The organism is Priestia sp. 10L35, assembly GCF_056395685.1.
Genome location: NZ_JBFTKA010000003.1, coordinates 143990 through 157025, shown reverse-complemented (window position 1 = coordinate 157025; position 13036 = coordinate 143990). Strand labels below are relative to the sequence as shown.

14 protein-coding genes are annotated in these 13036 nt (G+C 38.1%); 9 read left to right on the top strand and 5 right to left on the bottom strand.

Annotated elements, in window-relative coordinates; translation table 11 throughout:
- Positions 1–2: 2 nt before the first annotated feature.
- From nikB to AC1DEF_RS11800, 4 genes are read left to right on the top strand one after another with little or no spacing between them, the layout of a single operon-like run.
- The gene (gene nikB, locus AC1DEF_RS11815) at positions 3–944 is read left to right on the top strand and encodes a nickel ABC transporter permease (RefSeq protein ID WP_097825121.1); all 942 of its coding nucleotides are present in this window, start codon (positions 3–5) and stop codon (positions 942–944) included.
- Positions 941–1747, top strand: coding sequence for a nickel transporter permease (gene nikC / locus AC1DEF_RS11810; RefSeq protein WP_097825120.1), 807 nt, complete (start codon positions 941–943; stop codon positions 1745–1747). Before nikB ends, nikC begins: the two co-directional genes overlap by 4 nt.
- A gap of 5 nt (positions 1748–1752) precedes the next feature.
- Positions 1753–2550, top strand: a complete 798-nt coding sequence (locus AC1DEF_RS11805) for an ABC transporter ATP-binding protein (RefSeq protein WP_097825119.1) — start codon at positions 1753–1755, stop codon at positions 2548–2550.
- A gap of 9 nt (positions 2551–2559) precedes the next feature.
- Complete coding sequence (locus AC1DEF_RS11800; protein ID WP_097825118.1) at positions 2560–3330, top strand: ABC transporter ATP-binding protein; 771 nt, start codon at positions 2560–2562, stop codon at positions 3328–3330.
- A 65-nt stretch (positions 3331–3395) separates the two neighbouring features.
- Here the strand turns inward: AC1DEF_RS11800 and AC1DEF_RS11795 are convergent, their stop codons facing one another.
- A complete protein-coding gene (locus AC1DEF_RS11795) occupies positions 3396–3692 on the bottom strand; it encodes a hypothetical protein (protein WP_097825117.1) in 297 nt (98 codons plus the stop codon).
- Positions 3693–3946: 254 nt separating this feature from the next.
- Between AC1DEF_RS11795 and AC1DEF_RS11790 the strand changes: the two genes are divergently transcribed.
- Entirely contained in the window at positions 3947–4342 is a 396-nt protein-coding gene (locus AC1DEF_RS11790; RefSeq protein ID WP_318331215.1) for a P-loop NTPase family protein, read from the top strand.
- A 38-nt stretch (positions 4343–4380) separates the two neighbouring features.
- Here AC1DEF_RS11790 and AC1DEF_RS11785 read toward each other — a convergent pair whose 3' ends face one another.
- Positions 4381–5700: a DUF2254 domain-containing protein gene (locus AC1DEF_RS11785; RefSeq protein WP_255255807.1), complete on the bottom strand. Its 1320-nt coding sequence runs from the start codon at positions 5698–5700 to the stop codon at positions 4381–4383.
- A 173-nt stretch (positions 5701–5873) separates the two neighbouring features.
- Between AC1DEF_RS11785 and AC1DEF_RS11780 the strand changes: the two genes are divergently transcribed.
- Complete coding sequence (locus AC1DEF_RS11780; protein ID WP_097825114.1) at positions 5874–6320, top strand: DUF4385 domain-containing protein; 447 nt, start codon at positions 5874–5876, stop codon at positions 6318–6320.
- On the opposite strand, the gene AC1DEF_RS11775 is transcribed toward AC1DEF_RS11780, so the two are convergent.
- Positions 6321–7634 carry a hemolysin family protein gene (locus tag AC1DEF_RS11775; RefSeq protein WP_043981596.1) on the bottom strand — a complete coding sequence of 438 codons (1314 nt, stop codon included), beginning with the start codon at positions 7632–7634 and terminating at the stop codon, positions 6321–6323.
- A 269-nt stretch (positions 7635–7903) separates the two neighbouring features.
- On the opposite strand from AC1DEF_RS11775, the gene AC1DEF_RS11770 reads away from it, so the two are divergent.
- Positions 7904–9937 (top strand): Na+/H+ antiporter, encoded by a 2034-nt coding sequence (locus tag AC1DEF_RS11770; protein ID WP_097825113.1) that lies wholly within the window; start codon positions 7904–7906, stop codon positions 9935–9937.
- A 47-nt stretch (positions 9938–9984) separates the two neighbouring features.
- On the opposite strand, the gene AC1DEF_RS11765 is transcribed toward AC1DEF_RS11770, so the two are convergent.
- A complete protein-coding gene (locus AC1DEF_RS11765) occupies positions 9985–10521 on the bottom strand; it encodes a histidine phosphatase family protein (RefSeq protein ID WP_097825112.1) in 537 nt (178 codons plus the stop codon).
- A 263-nt stretch (positions 10522–10784) separates the two neighbouring features.
- On the opposite strand from AC1DEF_RS11765, the gene AC1DEF_RS11760 reads away from it, so the two are divergent.
- A complete protein-coding gene (locus AC1DEF_RS11760) occupies positions 10785–11666 on the top strand; it encodes a M23 family metallopeptidase (protein ID WP_097825111.1) in 882 nt (293 codons plus the stop codon).
- Positions 11667–11696: 30 nt separating this feature from the next.
- Here the strand turns inward: AC1DEF_RS11760 and AC1DEF_RS11755 are convergent, their stop codons facing one another.
- On the bottom strand, positions 11697–12155 hold the full coding sequence (locus tag AC1DEF_RS11755) for a hypothetical protein (protein WP_013057518.1): 459 nt from the start codon (positions 12153–12155) through the stop codon (positions 11697–11699).
- 199 nt (positions 12156–12354) lie between these two features.
- On the opposite strand from AC1DEF_RS11755, the gene AC1DEF_RS11750 reads away from it, so the two are divergent.
- The gene (locus AC1DEF_RS11750) at positions 12355–12999 is read left to right on the top strand and encodes a GntR family transcriptional regulator (RefSeq protein ID WP_255255819.1); all 645 of its coding nucleotides are present in this window, start codon (positions 12355–12357) and stop codon (positions 12997–12999) included.
- Positions 13000–13036 lie beyond the last annotated feature (37 nt).

The window sequence follows — 13036 nt, the reverse complement described above, 5'->3', positions numbered from 1 at the left end:
ATATGAAATTAATTGGTAAAAGAATAATAGAATTACTCATTTTTTTAGTTATCCTATCGTTTCTCAGCTTTGTTTTGATGAAGCTGGCTCCAGGAGACCCAGTTAAGCAAATGCTCCGCGCAGATGACGTGGCAGTTTCTGAGGAACAAATAAATAGTTTGCGAACAGAGCTAGGGTTTAATGAACCTGTATATATTCAATATGTAAAGTGGCTGAAGCGCTTTTTTCAGTTTGATTTAGGGTCTTCGTATATGACAAAAGAGCCTGTGATCGATGAATTAGCCGAAAAGTTTCCGGCTACGCTGCGCTTGACGGCTGCATCTTTGGTTGTGATGCTGTTAATAGCTGTGCCACTCGGCACGCTGTCAGCACTGTATCCGAACAAGTGGATTGATTATCTCAGCAGAAGTATTTCCTTAATTGGAGCGTCTATTCCAAGCTTTTGGCTCGGCCTTTTGTTTATACAGCTGTTCTCTGTACGTCTTCAATGGCTTCCTTCAATGGGTACAGGCACAGCAGCTCATCTTGTGCTGCCTTCTTTAACGCTTGGTTTTGCCATGTCCGCTGTGTATATGCGAATGATTAGAGCTAGTCTGCTAGAAGGACTGAAACAAGATTTTATACGATCCGCTCGAGCAAGAGGAATCAGTGAAAGCCGCATTTTTATTTTCCACGCGTTTCGGTATAGCTTAACGCCGCTTCTTACCATTTTAGGGACGAGCTTAGGCAGTTTGCTTGGAGGAACGGTCATCATTGAAGTCCTATTTGCTTATCCTGGCATTGGAAAATTAGTCATTGATGCGATTATGAATCGTGATTATCCTGTGATTCAAGGGTATATTTTGTGGATGGGCCTGTTTGTTGTTTTAATTAATTCATTTGTGGATTTGAGCTACAAATATGTAAATCCTCAGCTCTACGTAAAGGGAGGGGATAAAACGTGAAAAAGCCGCAGCTTCCTTTTGTAGTGATAAGCGTGTGTGGTATTGCGCTTATTTTATTTTGTCTGTTTGGAAGTCAGCTAACACCGATGGATCCCACACAAGTTAATATGCAAGACCGGCTTCAAAAATCCACCGGTGATCACTGGGTAGGAACTGATCACTTAGGCAGAGATCTCTTTTCACGAATCGTAGCTGGAGCTCAGACCACAATTGGAACTAGCTTTCTTGTCTTAGCTCTTTCTCTTTTGATTGGAGTACCTGTTGGCTTAGTTTCAGCGTATATTGGAGGGAAAATAGACCGCTTTTTAATGAGAATTGTAGACGCTTTTTTAGCTTTTCCTGACTATATTGCAGCTATCGTCTTAAGCGGACTGTTAGGGCCTGGGTTATTTAACTTAATTGCTGCGATGGTTATTGTAAAGTGGGTTGGTTATGCAAGGGTAGTGCGCAGTATTGTGCTTCAAGAAAAGTCCAAAGAATATGTGCTGGTCGCTAAATTAAACGGAGTGGGAACACTACCTCTAATCCTGCGCCACTTTCTTCCTCATGTCGGAGGACATATTCTTGTTCTTGCTACGCTGGATATAGGGAAAATTATTTTAATGATGGCTTCACTATCCTATATTGGACTAGGGACTCAGCCGCCTACTCCGGAATGGGGAACGATGCTAAATGAAGGCAGGGCCTACTTTTACAATGCTCCCCAGTTAATGTTGATACCAGGCGTGGCCATTATTTTATTTGTGCTGGCGTTTACAGCTTTAGGTGAATATATTCGAGGGAAATATCAAGTTAATCAGTAAAAGAGGTGATCGTCATCGTTTTAGAAATAAAGCATCTAGCCATTCATAATAAAACAAAACAAATTGTAAAAGACGTTTCTTTTACAATCGAGCAAGGACAGTGGATGGCGCTCGTTGGAGAAAGCGGAAGCGGTAAAAGTATCACTGCTGCTTCGATAGGAGGACTGTTGCCTTCAGGTGTAACGCTTAAAGGAGGATCTATTATCTTTAAGCAGAAAGGAGAGGGGCCTATCCTTGGAAAAGATATTTCGTATATCTTTCAAGATTATCGAAGCGCCTTTACTCCTTTTTTAACAATTGGAAAGCAGTTTGATGAAACGATTCGTACACATAGTAAGCTTGCTAAAAAAGACAGGACTGCTGCTATTTTTCAGGCTCTAAAAGCTGTGAATTTACCTAATGAACGCGTGTATAAAAGCTATGCTTCTCAGCTGAGTGGAGGACAGCTTCAGCGAGCAGCGATTGCTTTAGCACTGGTGATGAAGCCTGCCTTGATTATTGCAGATGAACCAACCACGGCTTTAGATAGCGTGTCAGCAGCTGAAGTTCTTCAGCTGCTGCATAAGCTGAAAGAAGAAGCAGGCTGTGCCATTTTGTTTATTACCCATGATTTGCGTCATGTGCGGAAATATGCAGACCGGGCAGCCATTATGTTAGCGGGAGAGATCGTGGAAGAAAACAGTATCGAATCTCTGTTTCACGCTCCGGATCATTTTTATACAAAAAAACTGTTTAACGCCATTCCTTCTTTACAGAAAACGCCTGATCGATTGTTAGATACGCAGAAAAAAGTGTTGATATAGGAGTGAGATATGAAAGAAAAAAGTATATTACGCGTCACGCAGCTGGTGAAACAGTATAAAGACGTTAAAGCGCTAAATAATGTTTCCCTGCATATCGATAGAGGGGAATGTGTAGGGATTGTTGGAGAAAGTGGAAGCGGAAAAAGTACGCTTGTAAAAAGTGTGCTAAGGTTAATAGAGATTCAGCAGGGAGAAGTATGGTTTGCAGAGAAACCTCTTCACCGGTTAAAAGGAAAAAAACTGCAGCAAGCTCGTCTAGGCATGCAAGTTGTATTTCAAAACCCCGCGGCTTCTTTTAATCCAAAAGTAAAAATCATCGATTCTTTGCTCGAGCCTTTGCGGCAGCAGCGAACCGTTCCTTCATTTTTATCTCATGTGAGCAGAAACGAAAAAGAACTCGCTTTTTATTTGTTAGAAACAGTCGGGATTAGCGCAGAATATGCGTTGAATTATCCTCATGAACTCAGCGGTGGACAGCTTCAGCGTGTAGCAATTGCGCGTGCCATTAGCGTAGGCCCGTCTCTCGTGCTATTAGACGAACCAACAGCGAGTCTTGATGTTACGGTACAGGCAAAAATTTTAAATTTATTAAAAGATTTGCAGGAGACGTTTCAGCTATCTTATTTGTTTATTTCGCATGATTTAGCAGCGGTAAATTTTATGAGTACCCGCATGATAGTTATGCAGCAAGGTGAGGTTATTGATCAGTTTGAACGTGCAAAGCTACTTGATAAAAACAGGCATCCCTATACAAAAAAGCTTGTGCGTTTATTTGAATAGAGAGTAAAGCTCTTCGTTTAATATACTAAACGAAGAGCTTTTTTATAAATGAGAATGAGACAAAGTCAGGGGCGCGGCGGGGGGATATGCATATGTATAAAATGATAGCCTGCTTGGCAAAGCATGACAAAACTAATGCTGAGTACAACGAGAGGAATTAGCTTGTTTTTTCCTCGTTCTTCATATAGTCCGGCTGCGCTTAAAAGGAAGCCAATAGCAGCTAAAGGAGGAGAGGCACGAAAGAATAAATCTGCAGCGGTAAACGCTTGGTTTGTATATTTATAATAAAAAAATAGACCTGTAATCAATAAAAATAGTCCAATCCAAAACAGCGTAAGTTTTCCAAAAAGGGTTTTAGGCACTGCGATCTCACTCCTTTTTTCAGTCAAGTACCATAAAATACTAGCATAAAACGTTCTCGTTTGCATTAGAGAAAAAGAATGTGAATTATACAATATGTGTAAAAAAACAGGTTTAAAGTAGGAGGAGATGAGGTATTCAAAGCGCTTCATATAAAAAAATACATATCGTTGGATCTGTTGGAAGTGGAAAAACAACTCTTGCCCGTTTATTATCCCATGAATTAAAAGTTCCTCACTACGAACTTGATAATATTATGTGGGAACGAACATATGAAGGAGATAAAAGAAGAAGTGAAACGGATAGAAAAAAGTGTTTACATCATATTGCAGCTTCAAAAGAATGGATTATAGAAGACGTACACTATACGTGGGTGAATGAAAGTTTTAATAGAGCTGACCTTATTATTTTTCTCGACATCCATTATCTAAAAAGAATATGGTTTATTATAAAAAGGTATGTTCTGCAAAAAGCTAAAATAGAAAAAGCAAATTATGCACCGACGCTTTCTATTTTCATTAAAATGTTTCAGTGGAATGCGGATTTCGAAAAGCAAAGTAAACCTGAAATTTTGCATATCCTTCGTACGTCATATAACGATAAACTTATAATAGTGAAAAAGAGAGAAGAGATAGAGCACTTTATATCGTAAGAAAATGCCGCTCAGTTGATGAGCGGCATTTTTGGCTTTTATTCTATCAACATAGAAGCGCCTTTTTTTTCACAAGCTTTTGCAAGGTTTTTGAGCAGCTGATTAAGAAACTCTTTGTCCATTTTAAGCCACTCTTCTTTTTGCAGCCCTTCTACGATATAGGAAGAGAAAACCCACACGTCGTTTTTGATGGCAGAGTGATTTGTTTCAGCGATTACGGTTAATGCCTTGATGACAGCAGACATCACGGAAACATCTTCTTTCCCATAATGACGAATTTGATAGAACGCTTTGTACAAATAATCCATAAAAGAAGGTTTTTCTAGCATGACGCGAATGCATCCTTTTTCATCGTAATAATAAGGAGAAGAAGAATAGCTTTTTCCAAGTTTGATAAACACTTGCGTGAGCTGTTCAATGCAGTTAATGGCTGTTTCAGGATCATTAATAGCGGGTGAAATAGCTCTTAATGCAATTTCACTTAGCTTTTGAATCCCTAACTTCACATCTTGAATCGACTCTTGATCATTTGTAATAAACAAACAATGAAGAAATTTTTCGTGTTCTAATGATTGATCGTGATGAATCACGCTTAACAGAGGTGTGTCTTCTTCGACATACTCACCGGGTGCTTTTTCAAGTTTCACAATAACATTATATTTAGATGCTAGTGTAGTTAAATGCTTGAGTTCAATATAGTGAATATATCCTTGTTTGTTACTTTTAATTTGCAGCGTATTTTCACTATCAAAATTAAGCTGTTCTTCATTTTTTGATTGAGGTGATTTTTGCTGTTCTAGCTGCCGTTCTTCAATGGTTAGCATCGTTTTTTTGGCAATGTTTGAAATTAAGTTGCCGACTTTAATCCAGTTAATAACATGATGAATTAAAAATACAAACATACCTAGACAAATGAAAGCTACCAAAATGGCTAGTGAAGGAACAATAAAAGTGTTGCTGACTTGATTGCTTCGAACTTGAATAAGCAGTACAAGCACGTACACATACCCACCGATAAAAGTGCCAAGCACGCGCTGAGTTTTGGCATCTGTATTAAAATTTTGAATCGTTCTAGGAGAAAACTGGCCTACAAACGTAGTCAATACCACTAAAACAGAAGAAAACGTAATCGTCGTCATCGTTAATAAGGAATTTGATACTGAACTCAAAATAGTATGAGCAAGCTCTTTATCCGTTAGAAATACAGAAGGAACTAATTTTAACCACTGTTTATGAGCTGTTAAAAATCGGTCTATATACGTACTAATAGTGGCTAAAACAAAAGCAACGATTCCGTATATAGAAGGAGTAATCCAAAAATTAGCTTTGATTCGATTTTGCTGTAGCTTTATTGACATAACGAAATCTCCCGTATCATGATTTAATAAGTTCGGCCTTCTTTTAGCATGGAGAAAAAAGTTAGTCATACTTATCCACCTATTATTACCCGCATCTGCATGTGAAAAACTTCTTTAAGAAAAGTTTTATCATTCATTTGTAAGGGGTAGAGATCAAAAAGGAGGGGAGAGCCGTGGCATTTGATTATTCACTTGACTTTGAGCATATCGATTTTAGAAAACATCCTGAAAAGTATAGAGTAGGAAAAGGAGAACAAGGAGTTCTCCTTGTGGAGCCGTATAAAAGTGAAATTCTTCCTCATTGGCGTTTTCGAACACCTGAAATTGCTGAGGAATCGGCGGACGCCATTTATCAGCTTTTTTTAACCTACAAAGAAAAAAGCGATTTTGTTGGAATGGACATGGCCCGGAAATTTCTCCAAATGGGATATACGCGATCCAGGCGCTACGCGAACTACAAAGGCGGAAAGAAATACAGCAAAGACGGAGAGCGTAACGAACGGAAAATTGATGAACAAAAAGCAAAATCGGCGGCTATTTTTATGAAAAAATGGAAGGAGGTACGAGAGAATAAAGAGTACTTGACATTTAAAAAAGAGCATCAAAAAAAGTACGGATAATCAGCTGTTATCCGTACTTTTTTCCTTTGTTATTTCGATTCGTTTAATATGGTGATGTTCAATATCAATGACTTTAAATGAAAAACTTTCGTTTGTGATGCTGTCACCTTTAGCAAGATCAAACTTTTCGGTCAGCATCCAGCCGCCAATGGTATCAACGTCTTCTTGCTCAATATTTGTTCCGAGTAAGTCATTTACTTCTTCAATCAACACCTTCGCATCGAGTACGTAGTGATTTTCATTAATTTTGTGTACATCCGGTATTTCATCATCATCAAATTCATCACGAATTTCACCAACAATTTCTTCTAAAATGTCTTCTACCGTTACAAGCCCTGTTGTTCCTCCGTACTCGTCTATTAAGATGGCCATGTGAATTCTGTCTTTTTGAATTTTAAGCAATAAGTCGTAAATGGCGATGGAATCAATGACTTGAATGATGGGTTTCATATACGTTTGCACGGTACGTGGTTTAATATCATCTTCTTTTATGTAATCCGCTAATATTTCTTTAATATTAACTAATCCCACCACTTGATCTTTGTTTCCATCTACAACTACTGGATAGCGAGTATATTGCTCTACTCTAGCCATTTTTAAGAATTCTTCTATCGTTTCATCTGCTGATACGCTAACAATTTCCGTACGAGGCACCATGATTTCTTTAGCCGTACGATTATCAAATTCAAAAATATTATTCATGAACTTAAATTCCGATTGATTAATTTCACCGCTCTCATAGCTTTCAGATAAAATAATTCTAAGTTCTTCTTCACTATGAGCTACTTCATTTTCAGAAGCTGGCTTCAGGCCGAATAATCCGACAACGCCTCTTGCTGAGTGGTTTAAAAGCCAAATAAACGGATAAAGTAACTTAGAAAAAAGAATAAGAGGACGGGAAAATAACAGCGTCACTTGTTCGGCTTTTTGAATCGCCACTGTTTTGGGCGCCAGTTCCCCAGCTACCACATTTAAAAATGTGACAACCGAAAAAGCAAGAACAAAAGATATGACATGCGAAAGTGATGCAGCAAAAGGAAGCATGTCAATAAGCGGCTCTAATAAATGACCTACCGTAGGTTCACCTATCCAGCCTAGACCCAGTGCGGTAACCGTAATGCCCAGCTGTGTGGCTGAAAGATAACCATCTAAATTTGATACTACTTTTTTTGCTGCTAAAGCGTTCCGGTTTCCTTCTTCAATTAACTGGTCGATTCTAGTCGACCGTACCCTAATGACGGCAAATTCCGTTGCAACAAAAAAGGCTGTTAATATGATTAATACGATGAATAAAATGACATTTACTGTTTCCAAATTTATCTCCTTACCCCGTTGAAACGGATAAGGGAACACCTCCCTTATAAAAGTTTGATGAGCTGATTTATATGGTAAATAAAGAATATCATGTATACTGTTCCCTTAATGTCCCCAGAAATAAACTTACCGAAAAGAAAGAGCACTTTTTAATAACCCACAACATTTTTTGGCACAAAAAGCGTAAACTAAACACTATAAAATGAATGAAAAGAGATAACGTGATACCTTTAAAAGGATGTAAATAGAAGTAGGAGTCGATTGTTTTTATGGAATTTTTTCTGACGATATTAGTCTTATTGGCTTTGATTGGTCTATCTAATATCATTAATCATTTTGTACCATTTATTCCTGTTCCATTAGTTCAAATAGCTTTGGGAGCAGGGCTTGCTATCTTGCCATTTGGCGGAGATGTACATTTAGAGCCTGAGTTATTTTTTATTTTATTTATTGCCCCGCTATTATTTAATGATGGGAAAAACGTGTCAAGAGCTGCTCTTTGGAAGCTTCGTACACCTATTTTATTACTAGCGCTGGGACTGGTTTTTGTAACGGTGGCAGTAGGGGGATATCTAATTAATTGGCTCATTCCTTCCATTCCGTTACCGGCGGCATTTGCACTAGCTGCTATTTTGTCCCCAACAGATGTAGTGGCTGTTGGAGCTATGGCGAGCCGAGTAAAGCTCCCTAAGCGAATTATGCATTTGCTGGAAGGCGAAGGGCTGATGAATGATGCCTCTGGTCTTGTAGCGTTTCAAGTAGCAGTAGCTGCTACCGTAACGGGCGTCTTTTCGATAGTAGATGCTACATTTCAGTTCCTTTGGGTAGCGCTGGGCGGTTTGTTTGTAGGAGCATTTATCGCTTTTTTGATTATCAGACTGCGTGTACTTGTTCGACGTTTAGGAATGGAAGATATTACGATTCATATGTTAATACAAATTCTAACTCCATTTGTTGTCTTCTACATTGCTGAACATTTTCATTTATCAGGAATCTTGGCAGTTGTAGCAGGCGGCATTGTGCATGCGATTGAGCGCGACCGAGAGGAATCACCTAATCAGCAGCTTAAAGTAGTATCAAAAAGTACTTGGACGGTTATTTTATATTTGTTAAATGGCTTGGTGTTTGTACTGCTTGGTCTGCAAATACCTAAAGTGGCGAAAGCAATTATTCAAGATCCAAACTTTAATAATGGACAAGTGCTTCTTTATATTTTGATTATTACTGTCTTTTTGCTTGTATTACGATTTATTTGGGTGATGGTGTCATGGTCAGTAGGCTGGTATTACAAAAATAACAAGCATCTAAAACCTGAGCCTCGGTCTATTGGCATTATTACGGTTTCAGGTGTACGAGGAGCGGTTACGTTAGCCGGAGCGTTTTCGATCCCATATACGCTTGATAACGGCAGTGATTTTCCGGAACGCTCTCTGATTATTTTTCTAGCAGCAGGCGTTATATTGTTAACCTTAGTTGCGGCAAGTATTCTTTTACCTCTCATTGCGAAAACAGAAAAGGCGCCGAAGAAGCCTGAGCGCAATACAAAAGAGGTTAAAGCACGCATTAAAGTGCACAAAGCTGCTATTCAGCGGTTAAAAAGAGAAATGACCGAGGAAAATCGTGGAGCAGCCCTTTCGTTAATTTCAACGTATAATACAACGATTAATAACATCATCGTTAAAACTCATCCTTTAGAAGCCTCTGAAAACAAACAGTATGAAGAAAAAATTCGATTGCTGGCTCTTCAGGCCAAGGGGAAATTGGTGGAAAAGCTATTAAAAGAGGAAAAAATAGACCGTGAGACAGCGTATATTTGTTTGGAACATACGCACAAGCTTGAAATGGCTGTAACCAATCGTGTAAGGTACAAATTATTGGTGAGCTGGATGAGGTTTAAAAAAGTTTTATTATTACTAGTCCGAATTTTTTCACCTAATAAGCAGGCGTTAAGAAAACAAAGCTTGCGAAGAAGAAGCAAAGTGAATAAAGTACGTATTCAAATGATTGAAGAAGCGATAAAGGTCATTAAAGAAAATATGAACGAAGAAAATCGAATGATTTCACTTGCTATTATTAGCGAATACCATAGATCCATGGCAAGACTTAGAAAAGAGAGTACGGAGTATAATTCACGCAAACGTAAAAAAGCCACGAGAGATTTATGTTATAAAGCGTTTCATACCGAGCGGGAAACGGTGCAAGAACTTTATGAAAAAGGAGAAATTACGCGTGAAATCGCTCATAATATCCGAAAAGATATCGCTTTGCGTGAAGCATTAACAATTGAAGAAAATGGTTATTAAAAAGTCGCAGAGAGTAGTCTCTGCGACTTTTTCTAGTAAGTTTCATTCTATTGCTTTTCAAAAAGATAAAGCTTTCCGTTAACAGCAATATCAAACCGAGGCCCTTTAAAGCCGCGTTTTATAAGTTCTTTACGCATAAACTTCATAATGCCTCCGTGGCTGACAATCAGCAAATCGTCTTCTGACTCGGAAATGGCGCGATCTAGCACTGCTGCTACTTTTCTCTTAGTCTCAGCCATATCTTTACGAGCTTGTTTGTTGATGAGTCCGGACGTGCGAAACAGTAATGCCCATAGGATAAAAGGAAGTTTAAATTTTACTGGAATAATAGGCATAGGTATTTCTCTAAGTTCCGGAAGAAGCGTGATCTCTTGTTTATAAATATGCTTTGCCGTTTTGTGTGCTCGCGGCATATCGCTTGAAAAACAGCGTTTCCATTGGATATTATTCAAATCAGTCTCTCCATACGTAATATCTGATTCATCATATTCCTGAAACCAAGCCACTAGTTCGTCAGTGGATAAGCGGTGGTTTTCTGGAAGACCTTTGTTTACTTTGTAATGACGTACTAATGCTACTTTCATTGTGAAATCTCCTTAAAATCTAAGCGCCAAAAACACTTATTCGGCGCAACTTGATTTTCTTATTTAATGTTATTTTCATCATGCTGCACCTCCTTTCAAATATTTGTAAAATAAGTATAAAATGGATTAAGAAAATTGTAAATACGGTATAGAAGAAGATTTTGAGATAGAATAACTGGAAAATGAAACCTTTTTATAACATAAAACGTATTACTTATAGATAATTCAAACAAATTGAAATACATATAAAAGGGTGGATTACAATGATGGATACAGAGAGAAAAGTGAACATCAGAGAAGAGTTTGGAATTTTATTTGCACAAGGGGATTTTAAGAAACTTTATGATTGTGTAAGCGAAGAATTTAAACGTCAAGTTTCGCTTCAGCAATTTTTGGAGCAGAGCAAATTGTTTAATCAAGGAGAACAGTTCTACAGACTAGAAACAAATCTCTATTTAACTCCTCAAATTGAGCAGTTTATTTGGTTAAATTCTACACAGACGAAATTCATCAGCGTTATGTTTGATGAACATAACATTATACAAGCACTTGTGATTGCTCCTATAGAATCATTTTCAGAGAGAGATCGATGGAGTACAAACAAATATACGATGCCGATTCAAAGTGAATGGTTTGTCTATTGGGGAGGAAAGCATGAGGTGTTGAACTATCACCATCCAGTCGAAAACCAAAGGTATGCGTATGATTTAGTCGTGCGAAAAGGAAAGCAAAGCTATAAAAATGATGGAATGAAAAACGAAGATTACTATGCCTATGGAAAAAAAGTTGTAGCGCCGCTTGAAGGAGTCGTTATCACAGCAGTTGATGGTCAAGAAGATAATGAAATTGGACATACGAATAAAAAAAATCCTTTAGGAAATCACGTCATCATTGAGCATGAAGGAAAAGAATACAGTGTGCTTGCGCATTTGAAGAAAGGATCGGTTTCTGTGAAAAAAGGAGACGTGGTTCGTAAAGGAACGCTGCTCGGAAGGTGTGGAAATTCCGGGAATTCATCCGAACCCCACATTCATTTTCACGTCATGGATGCCTCTGACATCGAAACGTCAAAAAGTTTGCGAATTCGGTTTCATGCGGCCATTGAACCGATTCGCGGAGATACGGTTATTCCATTTTTTTACTGATTAAAAAGCCATAGCGTTTGCTGTGGCTTTTTATGCAGGGCTTTCCTCAAATATAAAGTCAAGCAGCCGTTGAAACAAGTAAAGGATAATAGCTACGGTAGTCATGACAAGGAAAAGCCCAAAATGACTGATATCATACAGATTATAAAGCCCGATTTTAGCAAGAAAAGGAACAATAACATAACCATGAATCAAATCCAAAATAATGTTAACAATTATGTACAAGATAAACCCCGGATACGTAAGGTAAAAGACAAAGATCGTAATCACAATATGAAGGCAATAAATCGTTGCTCCCATGCTAGTAAGAAAAAATACGTTTTCTTGAACCGTCCACCAGTGCATTTTTTCCGCTACTTGATAGGCGATTGTCATCATTAATGCAGCAAATAACCCTACAGTAAAAAATCGTTTAACACGCTGTTTATCAAGCAGCAGCAGTAAAAACCATGGAATAACAAGAATCCCCCATAATATAATTTGATTCATTCATCTTCCCACCTTTTATTTATCAGTAGTTCTTAGTGTAAGAAAGAATTGTAAAAATATACATTCTATAAAGAAAACGTTTACAATCAGATTGCTTCTCTATATACTAAATCTTGAATACTTGTATACAATTTGGCTAAGGAAGTGATGACACATTAAAAAGGTAACCTATCCGGAAAAATGGCTTCGCGGAGCCTCGCTGGGAGAGCAAGTTGTAAGCAAATTAAGAATTCAAATTATGAGCGGCGAGCTGAAGAAAGGAACCATACTATCGGAAAATCAGCTCTCGGCAGAGTTTGGAACGAGTCGATCTCCTATAAGAGAAGCGCTGCGGACCCTTTCAAACGAAGGACTCATTGATTTACAGCGAATGGGAGCAGTTGTTATTGGTTTAACAGCTAGGGATTTAAACGAGCTGTACGATGTTCGTCTGCTTTTAGAACATTTTGTCTTAGAACGTCTATCTGAAATCAACCATGATTCGCTTATTAAAAAGCTTGAGCAAAGTATTGATCAAATGAACATGGCAGCTAAATACGATGACTATGTAGAGTTTGCTTATCAAGATTTGCGGTTTCATGAGCTCGTGATTATCGAAGCAGACCACAAACGGATATTAAAATTGTGGGAAAGCATCCGTGAAATTATTTTAGCTGCTCTTTTAATTACCACTGAAAAAAGATTTCGAGATGATAAAGCAGCTGTGCTCCCACTGATAAAGCAGCATCATGAAATGATTAAAGCATTAAAGTCTCAAAATACAGAACGTATTCAAGATGAAGTGAAGCGTCACTTTGAAGACACGCGAAATACGATAACAGCTTCACTTTTGAATGAAGCATAAAAAAGGATAAAAGATTCAAAATGTTTTTGGACCTTCT

What these genes read in the sequence shown, in the direction of transcription:
- nikB (WP_097825121.1), top strand. Translation starts at nt 3, where the DNA reads ATGAAATTAATTGGTAAAAGAATAATAGAATTACTCATTTTTTTAGTT.
- AC1DEF_RS11800 (WP_097825118.1), top strand. Translation starts at nt 2,560, where the DNA reads ATGAAAGAAAAAAGTATATTACGCGTCACGCAGCTGGTGAAACAGTAT.
- AC1DEF_RS11790 (WP_318331215.1), top strand. Translation starts at nt 3,947, where the DNA reads ATGTGGGAACGAACATATGAAGGAGATAAAAGAAGAAGTGAAACGGAT.
- AC1DEF_RS11785 (WP_255255807.1), bottom strand. Translation starts at nt 5,700, where the DNA reads ATGTCAATAAAGCTACAGCAAAATCGAATCAAAGCTAATTTTTGGATT.
- AC1DEF_RS11770 (WP_097825113.1), top strand. Translation starts at nt 7,904, where the DNA reads ATGGAATTTTTTCTGACGATATTAGTCTTATTGGCTTTGATTGGTCTA.
- AC1DEF_RS11765 (WP_097825112.1), bottom strand. Translation starts at nt 10,521, where the DNA reads ATGAAAGTAGCATTAGTACGTCATTACAAAGTAAACAAAGGTCTTCCA.
- AC1DEF_RS11760 (WP_097825111.1), top strand. Translation starts at nt 10,785, where the DNA reads ATGATGGATACAGAGAGAAAAGTGAACATCAGAGAAGAGTTTGGAATT.
- AC1DEF_RS11755 (WP_013057518.1), bottom strand. Translation starts at nt 12,155, where the DNA reads ATGAATCAAATTATATTATGGGGGATTCTTGTTATTCCATGGTTTTTA.